This is a genomic window from Kitasatospora sp. NPDC005856, assembly GCF_040629945.1.
Taxonomy (GTDB): Bacteria; Actinomycetota; Actinomycetes; order Streptomycetales; family Streptomycetaceae; genus Kitasatospora.
This window is the reverse complement of the sequence record NZ_JBEXWT010000076.1, coordinates 1-15,404: the sequence shown is the minus strand read 5'-3', so window position 1 is coordinate 15,404 and position 15,404 is coordinate 1. Positions and strand designations below refer to the sequence as shown.

The 15,404-nt window shown below is 74.9% G+C and carries 12 protein-coding genes; 9 read left to right on the top strand and 3 right to left on the bottom strand.

Annotated features, from left to right (window positions below; all coding sequences use genetic code 11):
• Positions 1–52: 52 nt before the first annotated feature.
• Together ABZ449_RS32300 and ABZ449_RS32295 are read right to left on the bottom strand one after the other, a co-directional pair.
• A complete protein-coding gene (locus ABZ449_RS32300; RefSeq protein ID WP_360353260.1) occupies positions 53–1,462 on the bottom strand; it encodes a hypothetical protein in 1,410 nt (469 codons plus the stop codon).
• Positions 1,463–1,611: 149 nt separating this feature from the next.
• Positions 1,612–2,997, bottom strand: coding sequence for a hypothetical protein (locus ABZ449_RS32295; protein WP_360353258.1), 1,386 nt, complete (start codon positions 2,995–2,997; stop codon positions 1,612–1,614).
• Positions 2,998–3,240: 243 nt separating this feature from the next.
• On the opposite strand from ABZ449_RS32295, the gene ABZ449_RS32290 reads away from it, so the two are divergent.
• Together ABZ449_RS32290 and ABZ449_RS32285 are read left to right on the top strand one after the other, a co-directional pair.
• The gene (locus ABZ449_RS32290) at positions 3,241–4,152 is read left to right on the top strand and encodes a LysR family transcriptional regulator (RefSeq protein ID WP_360353256.1); all 912 of its coding nucleotides are present in this window, start codon (positions 3,241–3,243) and stop codon (positions 4,150–4,152) included.
• A gap of 77 nt (positions 4,153–4,229) precedes the next feature.
• Positions 4,230–4,772 (top strand): helix-turn-helix domain-containing protein, encoded by a 543-nt coding sequence (locus ABZ449_RS32285; protein WP_360353254.1) that lies wholly within the window; start codon positions 4,230–4,232, stop codon positions 4,770–4,772.
• 88 nt (positions 4,773–4,860) lie between these two features.
• Here the strand turns inward: ABZ449_RS32285 and ABZ449_RS32280 are convergent, their stop codons facing one another.
• The gene (locus tag ABZ449_RS32280; protein WP_360353253.1) at positions 4,861–5,877 is read right to left on the bottom strand and encodes a hypothetical protein; all 1,017 of its coding nucleotides are present in this window, start codon (positions 5,875–5,877) and stop codon (positions 4,861–4,863) included.
• Between the two features lie 282 nt (positions 5,878–6,159).
• On the opposite strand from ABZ449_RS32280, the gene ABZ449_RS32275 reads away from it, so the two are divergent.
• From ABZ449_RS32275 to ABZ449_RS32245, 7 genes are all read left to right on the top strand, one after another.
• On the top strand, positions 6,160–7,728 hold the full coding sequence (locus ABZ449_RS32275; RefSeq protein ID WP_360353251.1) for a DUF3604 domain-containing protein: 1,569 nt from the start codon (positions 6,160–6,162) through the stop codon (positions 7,726–7,728).
• Between the two features lie 67 nt (positions 7,729–7,795).
• Complete coding sequence (locus tag ABZ449_RS32270; protein WP_360353250.1) at positions 7,796–8,593, top strand: heparin lyase I family protein; 798 nt, start codon at positions 7,796–7,798, stop codon at positions 8,591–8,593.
• A 106-nt stretch (positions 8,594–8,699) separates the two neighbouring features.
• Positions 8,700–10,262, top strand: a complete 1,563-nt coding sequence (locus tag ABZ449_RS32265) for an ABC transporter substrate-binding protein (protein ID WP_360353248.1) — start codon at positions 8,700–8,702, stop codon at positions 10,260–10,262.
• Between the two features lie 62 nt (positions 10,263–10,324).
• Entirely contained in the window at positions 10,325–11,284 is a 960-nt protein-coding gene (locus ABZ449_RS32260) for an ABC transporter permease (protein ID WP_360353247.1), read from the top strand.
• Entirely contained in the window at positions 11,281–12,126 is an 846-nt protein-coding gene (locus tag ABZ449_RS32255) for an ABC transporter permease subunit (protein WP_360353245.1), read from the top strand. The genes ABZ449_RS32260 and ABZ449_RS32255 overlap by 4 nt, the downstream gene beginning before the upstream one ends.
• Positions 12,123–13,970, top strand: coding sequence for an ABC transporter ATP-binding protein (locus tag ABZ449_RS32250; RefSeq protein ID WP_360353243.1), 1,848 nt, complete (start codon positions 12,123–12,125; stop codon positions 13,968–13,970). Before ABZ449_RS32255 ends, ABZ449_RS32250 begins: the two co-directional genes overlap by 4 nt.
• Positions 13,971–13,987: 17 nt before the next feature.
• Positions 13,988–15,404: hypothetical protein (locus tag ABZ449_RS32245; RefSeq protein ID WP_360353241.1), on the top strand; the 1,417-nt coding region annotated here is incomplete at its 3' end.

The following is a 15,404-nucleotide window of genomic DNA, read 5'->3' as shown; positions in this document are numbered from 1 at the left end:
GGTGATGTCGGTCGAAAATACGTCAACAGACGTATGCGGACGGGTGGTCGGGTCATCGGGCGCGGCGCAGGAAGACGTCCAGCACCTGGTTGGTGTCGCCCGGCACCAGGTCGCCGTCGTCGGCGCTGAAGATCACCGTGTCGCCGGTGGCGTCCACGAACGGGCGGAAGGAGGAGGCGCCGGTGGCCTGGCGGCCGTCGCGGGTGAGGCTGACCCGTTCGATCAGCCCCGTCCGCAGGTCGCGGCGGAAGACGTCGCTGAGGCCGTTGGTGTCGCCGGGGACGAGGTTCTCGGCGTTGGAGTCGAAGTAGACCCAGCGGTCGTCGGACGTCATGACGCCGGCGGAGGAGGACCACTTCGTGGTGGTGCCCGGCAGGTCGGTGTTGACCTTGGTGACCTTGCCGGTGACCAGCTCGTGGACGTACACGTCCATCCGGATGCCGTGGGCCGGGCCGGGGAAGCCGCCGATGAACACGGGGAGGCTGTAGATCGCGTAGCGGCCGTCCGGGCTGATCCGGGCGTCGTAGGCGGCGCCGGTCAGCTCGCCGGTGTCGTCCAGGCTGGCGCCGACGATGCCGGTGGCGGCGTTCCAGACGTAGTACCGGTAGTAGTGGGGGCCGGTCAGCTGGGACGAGTCGGCGTCGGTGCCGGGGTCGGCCTTGGCGCCGGGGTCGGCGGTCGGGGGCTCCGGCAGCAGGTTCCCGGCGCGGGAGGTGAAGCCGACCGTGGCGCCGTCCGCGCTGATCGTCGGGAAGAAGGAGTTGTTGTCCGCGGCCTCGCCGTCCGCGCCGACGGTGACCAGCCGGCTGGTGTGGGTCCAGCGGTCGGTGATGTAGACGTTGTTCTTGCCGCGCCGCAGGACGCCCGTGGCGAGGTCGCCGCGGTTGGAGACGTAGGCGACGTAGCGGCCGTCGCGGCTGATGCTGGGGTTGACGGCCCCGTAGCCGCTCTGGTCGTCGGTGCTCGGCACGGCGGCGGCGGTGACCAGTTCGGTGCGGCCGGTCCAGCGGTCGCGGACGAAGACGTCGCTGGGGTGGGCCGGTTGGCCGGGGACGACGTTGGTGGCGGTGGTGCTGAAGGCGACGTAGCGGCCGTCGGCGCTGATCGAGGCGTCGGTGGTGGGGGCGTTGAGCGCGGAGCCGTCGTCGGCGCCGCTGACCTTCTCGATGTGGCCGTTGCGCAGGTTCCGCACGTAGATCTCGTCCGGGTTCGGGGTGCCGGCCTCGGGCAGCAGGTTGGTCGCGGCGGAGGTGAACAGCGCGGAGCGGCCGTCCTCGCTCAGCCCGAGCGGGGTCGAGTAGGCGTCGAGCTGCTCGCCCTTGGCGCCTTCGCTGACCCGGGCGGTGTCGCCCTTGGGCGGGCGGGCCTCGGCGGCGGGCGTCGCGGCGCCGGCGGCCAGGGCGGCGGCCACCAGGACGGCGGCGGTACGGGCCAGGCGTCTGCGGGTGCGTGCGGCGGTCATGGTGCGTCCTCCCCTGGGATCGCCCGGCCGCGCTCCCTCCCGGCGGCGGGCCTGCGCCGAGCCAACCGTCGGGAGGGCCGGTGGTCAACGGCCGGGGGTGATCCCGGCGGGAAATACGTCAACGGACGTATCCCGCAGGGAGCCGGGGGTCACAGGCGGCGCCGGAAGACGTCCGCGACGGTGTTGGTGTCGCCCGGTACCAGGTTCCCGTCGTCGGCGCTGAAGAGCAGCGTGGTGCCGAAGGCGTCGACCTGCGGGCGGTAGGAGGCGGCGGTGCTCTGGGCGCCCTCCTCGGTGAGGGAGACCCGTTCGGTGCGCCCGGTCCACAGGTCGGTGCGGAAGATGTCGCTCTGCCCGTTGGTGTCGCCGGGCACCAGGTCGGCGGCGTCGGAGGCGAAGTACACCCAGCGGTCGTCCAGGGTCATCACGGAGTCGTAGGAGGAGTCGATGTTGGTGGTGCCCGGCAGCGGGGTGCTGACCTTGGTGATCTTGCCGGTGGCCAGTTCGTGGAGGAAGACGTCCTTGTGGGCGCCGTGCGAGCCGGGCCGTCCGCCGTCCTGGAAGAGGCTGTAGACCGCGTAGCGGCCGGAGGGGCTGATCGACGCGTCGGTGCCGCTGCCGCGCAGCGCTCCTGCCTCGTCGAGGCTGGCGCCGACGGTCCGGCCGGTGCGGGCGTCCCACACGTAGGAGGGGTAGGCGCGGGTCCCGGCGGCCGCGGCGGTCCCGGCGGTCCCGGCGGCTTCGGCGGTGGCGGGCGGGGTCGGGTCGGCCGGGAGCAGGTTGCCGGCCCGGGAGTTGAAGGCGACGACGGTGCCGTCCGCGCTGATCGTCGGACGGTAGGAGCTGTTGTCGGCCTCGGTGCCGTCGGCGCCGACGGTGACCAGCCGGGTGGTGCCGGTCCAGCGGTCGGTGAGGAAGATGTTGAACTTGCCGCGGTGCACGCCGGGGGCGAGGTCGGTGCGGTCGGAGGAGTAGGCCACGTAGCGGCCGTCCCAGCTGATCGCCGGGTCCCAGGCGCTGCGGACGGTCTGGTCGTCGGTGCTCGGTGAGGCGGCGGCGGTGACCAGTTCGGTGCGGCCGGTCCAGAGGTCGCGGACGAAGACGTCGGTGCGGTGCTTCGGCTGGCCGGGCACCACGTTGGTCGCGTAGCTGGAGAACGCCACGTACCGGCCGTCGCCGCTGATCGCCGCATCGCCGGAGCCGTCGTCCAGCGCGGAGCCGTCGTCGGCGACGCTGGCCCGCTGGGTGTGGCCGTTGCGCAGGTCGCGGACGTAGATGTCGCCCGCCCCGCTGCCGCCGGGAAGCACATGGCCCGCCCCGGTGGAGAACAGCGCCAGGCGGCCGTCGCCGCTCAGCCCGAGGGCGAAGGACTCGCGGTCCAGCGCCTCGCCCCTGGGGCCCTCGCTGACCCGGGCGGTGTCGCCCTTGGGCGGCCGGGCCTCGGCGGCGGGCGTCGCGGCGCCGGCGGCCAGGGCGGCGGCCACCAGGACGGCGGCGGTACGGGCCGCCCGGCGGCGGGTGCGTGCGGTGGTCATCGATCGTCCTCCCCGGATGACGGTGCCGGGCCCACGGCCCCCGCGGCCCGGTTCGGTCACGAGCCAAACGCCGTCCGGGGTGTCCGGTCAACGGACGGGAGCGATCTCGTCCGGAAATACGTCACCGGTGGTACCCCGGCGGGGCCCGCTCCGTCCGAGCCGCCGCCACGCCCTGCGGCCCCGTCGCTCCGGCCGCTCCGACGGCCGGTCCGGCACGCCGCGCCACGCTGGCAGAATTGATCCGTGATCGACGCACGACGGCTGCGGACCCTGCGGGCCGTGGCGGACCACCGCACCGTGACCGCCGCGGCGGCCGCCCTCTACCTGACCCCCTCCGCGGTCTCCCAGCAGCTGGCCGCCCTGGAGCAGGAGACCGGCCACGACCTGCTCGCCCGGGAGGGCCGGGGCGTGCGGCTGACCGCCGCGGGGGAGATCCTGCTCGGCCACGCCGACGTGGTGCTCGCCCAGCTGGAGCGCGCCGAGGCCGACCTCGCCGCGTACAGCGCGGGCGTCTCCGGGGAGGTCACCGTCGCCTCCTTCGCGACCGCCATCGCCTCCGTGCTCGCCCCCGCCGTCGGCCTGCTCGCCGAGCGCGCGCCCGGGGTGCGGCTCAAGGTGCTGGACGCCGAGGGCGACGCCAGCCTGCCGATGGTGCTGGACGGCCGGGCCGACCTCGCGGTGGCCGTCGAGTACCGGGGCGCCCCGCGCGCCGACGACGCCCGGCTGACCAGGGTGCCGCTGTACGCCGAGCCCTTCGAGGCCGTCCTGCCGCTCGGCCACCGGCTGGCCGATGAGTCCGGCCCGCTGGCCGTGGCCGCGCTCGCCGACGAGCCGTGGATCGGGCCGTACCCGGGCAACCCCTGCCACGACGTGGTGCTGCTGGCCTGCGAGCACGCCGGGTTCCAGCCCCGGCTGCTGCACTCCTCCGACGACTTCCGGGCCGTGGTGGCGCTCGCCTCGGCGGGCCTCGGGGTGGCGCTGGTGCCGCGCTCGGCGCTGCGCGGCGTCGACCTCGGCGAGGTCGCGGTGCGCCCGGTGGACAGCGAGCTCGCCACCCGCCGGGTCTTCGCCGCCGTCCGGGCCGGCGCCGACGGGCACCCGCTGGTCCGGCCGGTGCTGGACTCCCTCGCCGAGGCGGCCGCCGCGGGCGCCTGAGCCGGCCGTGCGCGGGGCGGGCCGTGAAACCGTACTGATCGGTTCCGTTTTGTTCGAATGTGGATAGGATCGCCCGCATGGCAGTCAACGCACGGGCGCGCCTGCTGAGCACGGCCGAAACCCTCTTCTACGCCCACGGGATCCGCGCGGTCGGCGTGGAGCGCATCCTCTCCGAGTCCGGTGTGGGCCGGGCCTCCTTCTACCGGCACTTCGCCGGCAAGGAGGCGCTGGTGACCGCGGTCCTGGAGGGCCGCGACGTCCGGTGGCGGGCGTGGCTCTCCGAGCGGGTCGCGGCCCACGGCGGCCACCCGCTGCACCTCTTCGACGCGTTGGCCGAGCGGTTCGCCACACAGGACTTCCGCGGCTGCGTCGCGATCAACACGATGACCGAGATCGCCGACCCCGCCAGCCCGGCCTGCCGGATGGCGGCCCTGCACAAGACCCGCGTCATCGACCTGGTCGAGCAGCTCCTGCGGGACGCCGACGTCCCCGAACCCGGCGAGCGGGCACGGCAGTTCGTCCTCCTGATGGACGGCGCCATCGTCACCGCCCTGCGCGAGGGCACCCCGGACGCCGCCTGGCGGGCCCGGGGCATCGCCGAGGCCCTGCTGGCCGCCTGACGCGCCCCCGGGCGGCCGCCGTATCGGCCGCTTCCCCGGCCCCGGCTCGGGCATCGGCATCGGCCCCGGCTCAGGCACCGGCCTCGGCTCAGGCGCGGCCCGGAGCTGCCGGGCCGCCGTCGGGGCGGACGCCGGCGAACTCGTCCAGGACGGCCACCCGCAGCTCGTGGGCGCCGTCCGCGCGGGTCTGCTCGTAGTAGAGGTACCAGCGGCCGCGGGCCGGGACGAGGTCGGCGTACCGGACGTCCAGCCAGGGGCCGTCCGGGGTGAGGCGGTGCCAGCCGCGCAGGTCGGCGGAGGCGGCCAGGCCGCAGCGCTCCTCGTAGTTGCCGGAGGCGTCCGCCGAGCCGTCGTAGAGGGCGAGCCAGCCGCCCCGGCCGTCGGGCAGGACGGTGGTGATCCGGGACTCGTAGCCGTCCCAGGCCCCGGCCGGGCCGACGTCCAGGGCCTCGGCGGCGCGGCCCGGCGGGGTGGTGAAGCGCAGCCCGTCCGGGGACACCGCGAGCGCGGTGGGCTGGACGGTGAGGCCGGTGGTGTGGATGTCGGCGTCGGCGTGGGCGCGGGCCCGCTCCTCGGGGGTGAACGGCCGGGCGCGGGAGACGGTGGCGAACAGGTGGACGCCGGCGTCGGTTTCGAGCAGGTACGGGTCCTTGACGCCCTCGGTGCCGGTGGTCGCGGCGGTGAGGACGGGGGTGCGGGTGCCGAGGTCGAAGGACTCGGGGGTGTCGGCGCGCAGGGCGTCGACGCGCCAGCGGTTGTCGGCGGGGTCGACGTAGCTGAGGTGGAGCAGGTAGCCGTCGTCGCGGCGCAGCAGGGCGAGGCGTTCCATCGAGGGGGAGCCCAGTTCGTCGCGCCGGACGGACCACAGGTCGTGGAAGGCGATGCCGTCGGTGCTCTCGGCGACGGCGCAGCGCCAGCCCCGGTCGGGCCCGTGCGCCGCGCCGCGCGGGCGGCGCTCGCGGTAGGTGAGCAGGAAGCGGTCGAGGCCCGGCTCGTACCGGACGCCCGGGCAGCCGGCCCAGTAGCCGGGTTCGGGGCGCTCGGGGGCGCGGACGAGGTGGGAGGCGCCGAGGTCGGGCGCGGGGGGCAGGGCGGGGTGCGGCACGGAACCGTCCTTCGGGGGAGAGGTGTTGCGGAAGTTTCTATCAGATCGATCAAAAGTATCGGCAGGGGTGTGGTGAGTCGTCACTGCCCGGCCGTCCGGCGAGGTAGCCAGCTTCACCAGCAGATCTTCATGTGAAGGCGATGTTTCGCCCGATGGCGATCGCGCGACACCGGTCGAACTGGTCTTGACCCCTCCCCGGAGATCACGGCTAGCTTCTTCTCAGAGTCAATCAAACATGGTCGATCACATCCGGCCGAACACGACCCGAGGAAGCCCCGCCCGATGACCGCCCCCACCACCGACGCGCCCGGCTACGCCGGCCTGGGCCTGTACGTCGGCGACCTCCACAACCACTGCGGCATCAGCTACGGCCACGGGAGCATCGAGGACGCCTACGCCAACGCCCGGCTCCAGCTCGACTTCGCCAGCGTCACCGGCCACGGCTGGTGGCCCGACCTGCCCGAGCGCACCCCCGAGCTGGCGAGCCTGGTCGACTACCACACCGAGGGCTTCGCCCGGCTGGCCCGGCTCTGGGACCACGTCCAGGACGTCACCGCCGCCGCCCACGAGGACGGCCGCTTCGTCACCTTCCAGTCCTTCGAGTGGCACAGCCTCGCCCACGGCGACCACTGCGTGTACTTCGACGGCCCGCGCGGCGAGATCATCCGGGCGGCGGACCTGGACGAACTGCGCGCCCGGCTGCGCGTGCTCGCCGCCCAGGGCGTGCGGACCTGGGCGCTGCCGCACCACATCGGCTACGGGCCGGCCCGCCGCGGCATCGACTGGGCCTCCTACACCGAGGAGTTCGCCCCGGTGGTGGAGATGGTCTCGATGCACGGCTGCGCCGAGTCCGACGAGGCGCCCCGCACCTACCTGCACACCATGGGCCCGCGCGCCGCCACCGCCACGGCCGTCCACGGCCTGCGCCTGGGCCACCGCTTCGGGCTGATCGGCTCCACCGACCACCACAGTGCCTTCCCCGGCAGCCACGGGCACGGCCGGGTGGCGGTCTGGGCCCCGGAACTGACCCGGGACGGGATCTGGAACGCCGTCCAGCAGCGCCGCACCTACGCGATCACCGGGGACCGCATCCTGCTCGCCACCTCCGTCAACGGTGCCCCGATGGGCGCCGAGGCCGCCTCCGCCGACCGGCGCCGGATCCACGTCACGGTCCAGGGCCGGGACGCGCTCGACCACGTCGAACTGCTGCGCAACGGCGTGCCGGTCCACCGGGTCAGCCGGCCCGAACTCCTCGCCCGCGCCGACGGCACGGACACCTTCTCCGGCACCCTGGGCTTCGCCGTCGGCTGGGGCCGGCGCGGCGAACCGGTGCACTGGGACGTCGTGCTGCGGGTCGAGGCCGGGCGGCTGCTGGACGTCCAGCCCCGGTTGCGCGGCCCGGAGACCGTCGCGCCGGCCGAGGCCGAGCCGGACACCTACCGGCCGTCCCGGTGGGAGCGCACCGGGCCGGGCGAGGTCCGGCTGCGGACGGTCACCGACGGCAACCCCAACACCGCCACCGACAGCACCCAGGGCTTCTCCCTGAGGGTCGAGGGCGACGCGCGCACCCGGCTGGTCGCCGTCGTGAACGGCGTCGAGAGCGCCCACGCCGTCGGCGAGCTCCTCGCGGGCGCGCGGACCGGCTTCACCGGCGGGTTCGTCTCCGGCGCCTACCGCTTCGACCGGGCCGTGCCCGACCGGGAGACCACCGCCGAGTTCGAGCTGACCGACGAACGCCCCGGCGGCGACGGGGACTTCTACCACGTACGGGTCCGGCAGCTGAACGACCAGTGGGCCTGGTCCAGCCCGACCTGGGTCGGACCGACCGGCTCCTGTCGCCGGGCCGGTTGACCCCGTCACCGGTCAACCGGCCGCGGCCGCCGATCGATCAGCCCCGAACCCGAGAAGGAGCAGAACCATGTCCCGCCTCCCCGGCCGCCTCGCCGCGGCCGTGCTCACCGCCGCCCTGGCCGTGACCGCCGCTGCCCCGGCCAACGCCGCTTCCGCCGCGTCCGCCGCGTCCGTGGCTTCCGCCGTGGTGTCCGGCACCGACGTCTTCGCCGACGACTTCGAATCCGGCACCGTCTCCGCCTGGACCCGCCAGCGCATCGACGGCAACGGCAGCATCACCGTGGCCCCCGCACCCCCCGGAGGCAGCGGCCGGGCCGCCCGCTTCGGCGTGCCGAACGACGGCGTCTCCTACCGCTCCGAGATCGCCGTCAACTCCCTCGGCTGGGGCGGCTACCGCTTCGCCCTCGCCGACTACCTGCCCGCCGACTGGGTGCGGACCTCCACCGAGACGATCCTCGCCCAGTGGCACGGCTACCCGCTCGCGGACGGCAGCGACACCAAGCCGCCGATCGCCCTGACCGTCAAGGACGGCAGCTGGCGGCTCAAGGTGCACTGGCTGACCGACCCGAGCACCGTCCAGGAGGCGGTGATCCCGCTCGGCGACGTGCAGTTCGGCCACTGGAACCAGTGGGCCTTCGACATCACCTGGTCCACCGACACCACCCCCGGCTCCATCACCGTGTTCCGGGACGGCGCGCAGGTCGGCGCCTACAGCGGCCTCAACAACTACCACCAGAACCAGTCGCCGTACTTCAAGACCGGCATCTACCGGGCCAACTGGAACCCGGCCAAGAACATCCCCTACCCGACCGGCGGCCCCGAGGTGGTGGCCTGGAGCGACGGCGTCGTCGTGACCAGGTACTGAGCGCGGACCCGTCGCGGACCCCCCTGACCGATCCCCGAGCACCCGATCCCCGAGCACCCGATCCCCGAGAACCCGAGAACCCGAGAACCGAAGAGGTAGCACCACCATGAGCGACGCAGCCCGTCACCGCGGCCTGCCCCGAAGAGGCTTCCTCGGCCTGAGCGCCGGAGCGGTCCTGCTGGCGGCGGGCTGCCGCTCCGCCACCGAGGACGCCGCCGGCGGGGCCGCGCCCGCCGCGACCACCACCGCGCCGGACCTCCAGATCGTCTACGGCGCCGCCCCCGACCCCACCCAGCTGCTCCACCGCGGCCCGGACACCCCGGTGTTCGTCAACCTGGTGCTGGACCGGCTGGTCGACCTCGACCCCCAGACCCTCCAGCCCGTGCCCTGGCTCGCCACCTCCTGGGAGTGGAGCACCGACCGCACCAGGCTGGTGCTCAAGCTGCGCGAGGACGTCACCTTCCACGACGGCCGGCCGCTCAGCCCCGACGACGTCGTCTTCTCGCTCACCGGCGCCGCCAAGTCCTCCCAGGTCAAGCCGCTGCTGGAACGGCTCGCCGACATCAGGGCGAGCGCCCCGCACGAGGTCACCCTCACCCTGGCCAGGCCCACCAGCAACCTGTTCGACGCCCTCGCGTTCAACCCCGTGGTGGACGCCCGCAGCTACGTCGACGGCAGGGCAGCCGAGAAGGTCAACGGCACCGGGCCCTTCACCTGGCAGGCGTTCAAGGGCGGCAACCAGCTCGACCTGGCCCGCCACGACCACTACTGGCAGAGCGGGCGGCCCCGCTTCGAGCGGATCACCGTCCGGTCGGTGACCAGCAGCCAGGCCGCACTGTCCGCCCTCCAGTCGGGGCAGTCCCACCTGATCGGCGCGGTGCCCGGGCGCGACCTCAAGGTGCTGGGCGGGAACCCGGCCTTCGCCGTGCAGTCCGCCAAGTCCTCCTACCAGCAGGCGTTCCTCGGCGCGAACGTCACCAGCAGGCCCTTCGACGACCGCCGGGTGCGCCAGGCCCTGCAGTACGCGGTGGACCGCGAGCGCATCGTCGCCCAGGTGTACGGCGGCCACGCCGAGGCGAGCAGCCTGCCCTGGCCCTCCAACACCCCCGGCGTCACCCCCGACCAGGTCACCCGCTACCCGCACGACCCGCAGAAGGCCCGCGGGCTGCTCCGGGAGGCCGGCGCCGAAGGCGCGCGGGTGCCGCTCACCGCCGCCAACTCGCCGGTCTTCGCCTCCCTCGTGGAACTGGTCAAGTACGACCTGGAGCAGGCCGGGTTCGGCGTCGACGTCCAGCTGCTGGACAACGCCGCGCTCCAGCCGAAGATCCAGCAGGGCACGCTGGAGGGACTGTCCATCGCCAACCACGGCATGGTCAGCGTCTCCCCGCTGAGCGGGATCACCGTCTCCGGCCCGCTCCAGGTCGGCCGGAACACCTCGCACGTCACCGACCCCGCCTACGCCGAACTCCAGTCCCGCGCCTTCGCCGCCGCCGACGAGCAGGCCAGGGCCGACGTCAACCACGAACTGTCCGAGTACCTGCTGGCCGAGTCCTTCCACATCACCCTCGCGCACGCCTGGGAGACCTACGCCTTCGCCTCCTCGGTGCACGGCGTGGCCACCAGCGCGCTCGGCTACCTGCGGCTCGACGACACCCGGCGCACCGCCTGACGGCCGTCCCAGGGCGCCCCCCACCGTCCTGGGGCGGCTTTCCACCCACTTGGAGTACCCCCGTGCCCTACTGGACCAGAAAGGCGGCCGGCGCGCTGGCCACGCTCTGGCTCGCCTCCGTCGCCGTCTTCCTGCTGCTCCGCCTCGCCCCCGGCGACCCGGTGTCCGCCGCGCTCGGCGCCGAGGCCGACCAGGAGCAGCGCGACCGGCTCGCCGACAGCCTCGGCGTCGACCGGCCGATGCCCGTCCAGTACCTGGGCTGGCTGCACGGGCTGCTCACCGGCGATCCCGGCAGCTCCTTCCACTACCGGGAGCCGGTGACCCGCCTGATCGGCCAGAGCCTCGGCAGCACCGTCCAGCTCGCCCTCGCCGCCGGCCTGCTGATGCTGGTGCTCGGCCTGGTCCTGGGCGTCGCGCTGGCCTCCGAGCGGCGCGGCCGGCTGGCCCGGGTGCTCGACCCCGTGGCCACCGCCCTGCTGGCCCTGCCGGTGTACGTCACCGCCGTGCTGTTCGTCTTCGTCTTCGCCGTCCTGCTGCGCCTGCTGCCCGCCGGCGGCGAGCGGGACCTGTTCACCGCGCCGGACCTCGCCGTCCAGTACCTCGCCCTGCCCGCCGTGGCGCTCGCGCTGCCGGGCTCGGCGGTGCTGGCCCGGCTGCTCGCCACCGAGCTGCGCCGCACCCGCCAGGAGGAGTTCGTGCTGACCGCCGTCGCCAAGGGGGCCTCGCCCCGGCGGGTCCTGGCGCGCCATGTGCTGCCCAACAGCCTGGCGCCGTTCTGCGTCGAATTCGGCCTGCACCTGGGTGAGTTGCTCGGCGGCGCGGTGGTGGCCGAGCAGCTCTTCGCCCGGCACGGCCTCGGCCAGCTGCTGCTGGACGCCGTCAACCAGCGGGACTACCCGGTCGCCCAGACCCTGATCATGCTCGCCGTCGCCGTCGCCGTACTCGTCCAGCTCGCCTCGGAGCTGCTCGTCGGCCGGCTCGACCCGCGGATCGCCCGCGCCGGCACCGGTGAGGACCGGTGACCGCGACCACCACCCCCGTGCGCCGCCCGCGGCCCGTCCTGCCCCCGCTCCCGGCCGCGCTGCGCACCCGGCGCGGGCGCACCGGCGCGCTGCTCGTCCTCCTGGTGGTGCTGCTGGGGCTGCTCGGCCCGCTGGCCGCGGACCCCTACCGGCAGGGCCCGGCCGCCCTGGCCGGCCCGTCGGCGGCCCACCTGCTGGGCACCGACGAGGTCGGGCGCGACCTGCTCGCCCGGGCGCTGGCCGGGATCCGCACCGACCTGCTGGTCTGCCTGCTGGCGGTACCGGCGGCCGCCGTGCTCGGCACCGCGCTGGGCCTGCTCGGCGGGCTGAACCGGCTGCTGGGCGAGGCCGTCCAGCGGCTGTTCGACCTGCTGCTCGGCCTGCACGGACTGCTGCTCGGACTCACGCTCGCCCTGCTGGTGCGCCCGGGGCCGGGCAGCGTGGCGGCCACCATCGTGCTCGGCGCGCTGCCCTCCTTCGGGCGCCAGGCGCGGGCGGCGCTGCTCGCCCAGCTCGCCCGCGACCACGTGGTGGCCGCCCGGGTGCTCGGCGTGCCGCGCGGCCGGATCCTGCGCCGCCACGTGCTGCCGAACGTCGTCGACGCCACCACCGCGCTGCTGGCGGTGGCGATGGCGCACGCCGTCAAGATCGAGGGCGGCCTGAGCGTGCTCGGTCTCGGCATCCAGCCGCCCGCGCCCTCGCTCGGCACGATGATCAACACCGGCTCCAAGTACCTCTTCCTCCACCCGGGTTACGCCCTGACGCCGGTCGTCCTGCTTGGGCTGCTGGTGTTCGGCCTGACCCTGCTCGCCGACTCGTTCAACCGGGAGAGACTGCGGTGACCACGACCGATGCGGTGACCAACACCGGAACCGCCGCGCCCTCGACCACCGTCGAGACCACGACCACCGCCGCGGCGCCGGGCCCGCCGCTGCTGGAGGTGCGCGGCCTGCACGTCACGGTGGGCGGCGGCGAGGCGGTGCGCGGGGTGGACTTCACCGTGCGGCCGGGCGAGATCCTCGGCCTGGTCGGCGAGTCCGGCTCGGGCAAGACCCTCACCGCGCTGGCCGTCAACCGGATGCTGCCGCCGGGCTGCCGCACCACCGGCGGCACCGTCCGGTTCGACGGGACCGACCTGCTCGCCCTGCCTGAACCCGCCGTACGGGCGGTGCGCGGCCGGCGGATCGGCATGGTCTTCCAGGATCCGCTGGCCCACCTCAACCCCCGGACGCCGGTCGGCCGCCAGCTCGCCGAGGCCGCCCTGGTGCACGGCGCGAGCCGCCGCGAGGCCCGGGCCCGGGCGCTCGAACTGCTCGACCTGGTCGGCATCGACGGGCCCGCCCGCCGCTACCGCGACCGGCCGCACGAGTTCTCCGGTGGCATGCGCCAGCGGGTGCTGATCGCCATGGCGATGGCCAACCGCCCGGAGCTGCTGATCGCCGACGAGCCGACCACGGCGCTGGACCCGAGCACCCGGGTGGAGATCCTGGACCTGCTGGTCCGGCTGCGCGACGAGACCGGCACGGCCGTCCTGCTGATCACCCACGACCTCGGCGTGGTGGCCCGCAGCTGTGACACCGTCCAGGTGATGTACGCCGGGAGGATCGTCGAACGGGCCCCGGCACGTGACCTGTTGGGCGGCCCCCGGCACCGGTACACCGCGGGGCTGCTGGCCGGGGTGCCCCGGCTGGACGGCCCGCCCGGCGTACCGCTCACCGTGATCGGGGGGCGCCCGCCGGCGGCCGGCGAGGCGCCGGCCGGCTGTGCCTTCGCCCCGCGCTGCGCGGCCGCCGTCGAGCGCTGCACGAGCTCGGCGCCGCAGTGGTCGGGCAGCGGCGAGTCCGGCTTCGCCTGTCATCTTCCGGTTTCCGGCGCCGTGGTGACGGAACGTCAGATCCCGGTCGTGGAGCGGAGCGTGGAGCGGGCCGCCGAGCCCGTCCTGGTCGCCGAGGACCTCACCGTCCGCTACGGCCGCCGCCGGCCCCCGGCCCTGGAGGGCGTGAGCCTGAGCGCCGCGCCCGGCCGGGCGGTCGGGGTGATCGGCGAGTCCGGCTCCGGCAAGTCCACCCTGGCCCGCGCCCTGCTCGGACTGGTGCGGCCGCAGGCCGGGACGGTCCGGGTGGACGGCCGCTCCTGGGCCGAGGCCGACCGCGTCGAGGAGCGCGAGCTGCGGCGCCGGGTGCAGATGGTCTTCCAGGACCCGTACGCCTCGCTCAGCCCCCGGATGACCGTGCGCGAGGCGCTCGCCGAACCGCTGACGACCCACGGGCTGCGGGACCGCGATCCACGCGGGCTCTGCGAACTGGTCGGCCTGCCGGAGGCGGTGCTCGACGCCCGGCCGCACCGCCTCTCCGGAGGCCAGCGCCAGCGGGTCGCCATCGCGCGGGCCCTGGCCGTCGGCCCGCAGGTGCTGGTCGCCGACGAGCCGACCTCCGCGCTGGACGTCTCGGTCCAGGCGCAGATCCTCAACCTCTTCGCCGAACTGCGCGAACGGACCGGCGTCGGACTGGTGTTCATCTCGCACGACCTCGCGCTGGTCCGCCACCTGTGCGACGACGTGCTGGTGCTGCGGCACGGCCGGGTGGTCGAACGGGCGCCCGCCGCCGAGCTGTTCGCCGACCCCGCCCACCCGTACACGCGGGAGCTGCTGGCCGCCGCCGGCGCCCCGGACCTGCCCCGCCCGTGACCGGACTCTGGAGCCCCATGCCCGCCGTCGAACCCTCCCGCCGCCAACTCCTGCTCGGCACCGGCGCGGTGGCCGCGCTCTCGGTGCTCGGCCCGGCCGCGACCGCCACGGCCGCCGCGACCGGCGCCCCGGCCGGGGCGCCGGACGTGACCGCACTCGGCCCCGGGAACGCCGACTTCCCCCTGATGAGCGCGACGCTGATCGGCGACACCCTGTGGATCGGCTCGCGCAACCTCGCCCCCGCCCGGGTGATCGGCTACCACCTGCCGACCGGCCGGGTCACCACCACCGTCGACCTGCCCACCGGCAACTTCGTCCAGGGCTCGGCCGCCCGCGGCGGCGTGCTCCACCTCGGCGTCACCGACGCCCCGGGCGCGGCCAACCTGTACCGCTACGACGGCACGCTCACCGCGCTCGGCAACGTCCCCGGCGCCGACGTCCGGGACGTGGCCGTCGCACCCGACGGAACGGTCTACGCGACCGGACGGCAGAAGGGCCGGGCCGCCGGCCCCGGCCTCTACGCCTGGGACCCGGCCACCGGCGCCGTCACCGAGATCGCCTCCCCGGCGCCGAACGCCACCCAGGGCCGCGCCGTCGCCGCCACCGCGACCCACGCCTACCTCGGCGTCGGCAGCAACCTGGCGGGCGGCGGCGGAGCGACCCGGGCGAGCCTGTACGCCGTCGAGCGGGCCACCCGCGCCGTCACCGACATCACCCCGCCCGAGCTGCGCGGCGACACGATCATCCGCCGGATCACCGTCCTCGGCGACGACCTGCTGGCCGTCTCCACCGAGGGCGCACCCGCCCACGTGGCGCTCCTCGACCCGGCCGGCCACCGGGTGCTGCGCTCCTTCGCCGTCCCCGGCACCAAGAGCGTCACCAACTTCCAGCGGCGGGGGGACACCCTCTGGTTCACCTCCACCGAGCACGGCGTGCTGTGGCGCCACGACCTCGCCACCGGCGCCCTCGACCGGCTCGCGGTGCCCGTGCCGGACGGCAACTCCTGGGGCCTCGGCCGGCTCGGCGACACCCTGGCCGGGGTCACCGAGGGCGGCACCGTGTGGACGCTGGACCTCGGTACGGGGGCCGTCACCACCCGGGACCTGGTCGAGGCCGGTGCGCCCGCCGCCGCCCAGCTGGGCATGTCGGTGGCGGCCCGCGCCGGGCGGGTGTACGTCGGTGGCAACGGCTCGATCGCCCTGCACGACCTGGCCGCCGGAACCGTCCGCAAGCTCCCCGTCCCGGGCGAGGCCAAGGACACCGTGGTCCTCGACGACGGCACCCTCTACCTGGGCGTGTACTCCTCGCAGGGCATCTGGCGCCACCGGCCGGGCGTCGACCCGGCGCCGGTCAAGGAGGCCGCGCTGCCCCAGGAACAGAACCGGCCGCAGGTGATCCGCTGGGACGCGGACAGCGGCCTGCTGCTGCTCGGGG

Excerpts from the sequence above, each read along its gene's own strand:
- ABZ449_RS32275 (WP_360353251.1), top strand. The coding sequence starts at position 6,160 with ATGACCGCCCCCACCACCGACGCGCCCGGCTACGCCGGCCTGGGCCTG.
- ABZ449_RS32265 (WP_360353248.1), top strand. The coding sequence starts at position 8,700 with ATGAGCGACGCAGCCCGTCACCGCGGCCTGCCCCGAAGAGGCTTCCTC.
- ABZ449_RS32270 (WP_360353250.1), top strand. The coding sequence starts at position 7,796 with ATGTCCCGCCTCCCCGGCCGCCTCGCCGCGGCCGTGCTCACCGCCGCC.
- ABZ449_RS32285 (WP_360353254.1), top strand. The coding sequence starts at position 4,230 with ATGGCAGTCAACGCACGGGCGCGCCTGCTGAGCACGGCCGAAACCCTC.
- ABZ449_RS32300 (WP_360353260.1), bottom strand. The coding sequence starts at position 1,462 with ATGACCGCCGCACGCACCCGCAGACGCCTGGCCCGTACCGCCGCCGTC.
- ABZ449_RS32295 (WP_360353258.1), bottom strand. The coding sequence starts at position 2,997 with ATGACCACCGCACGCACCCGCCGCCGGGCGGCCCGTACCGCCGCCGTC.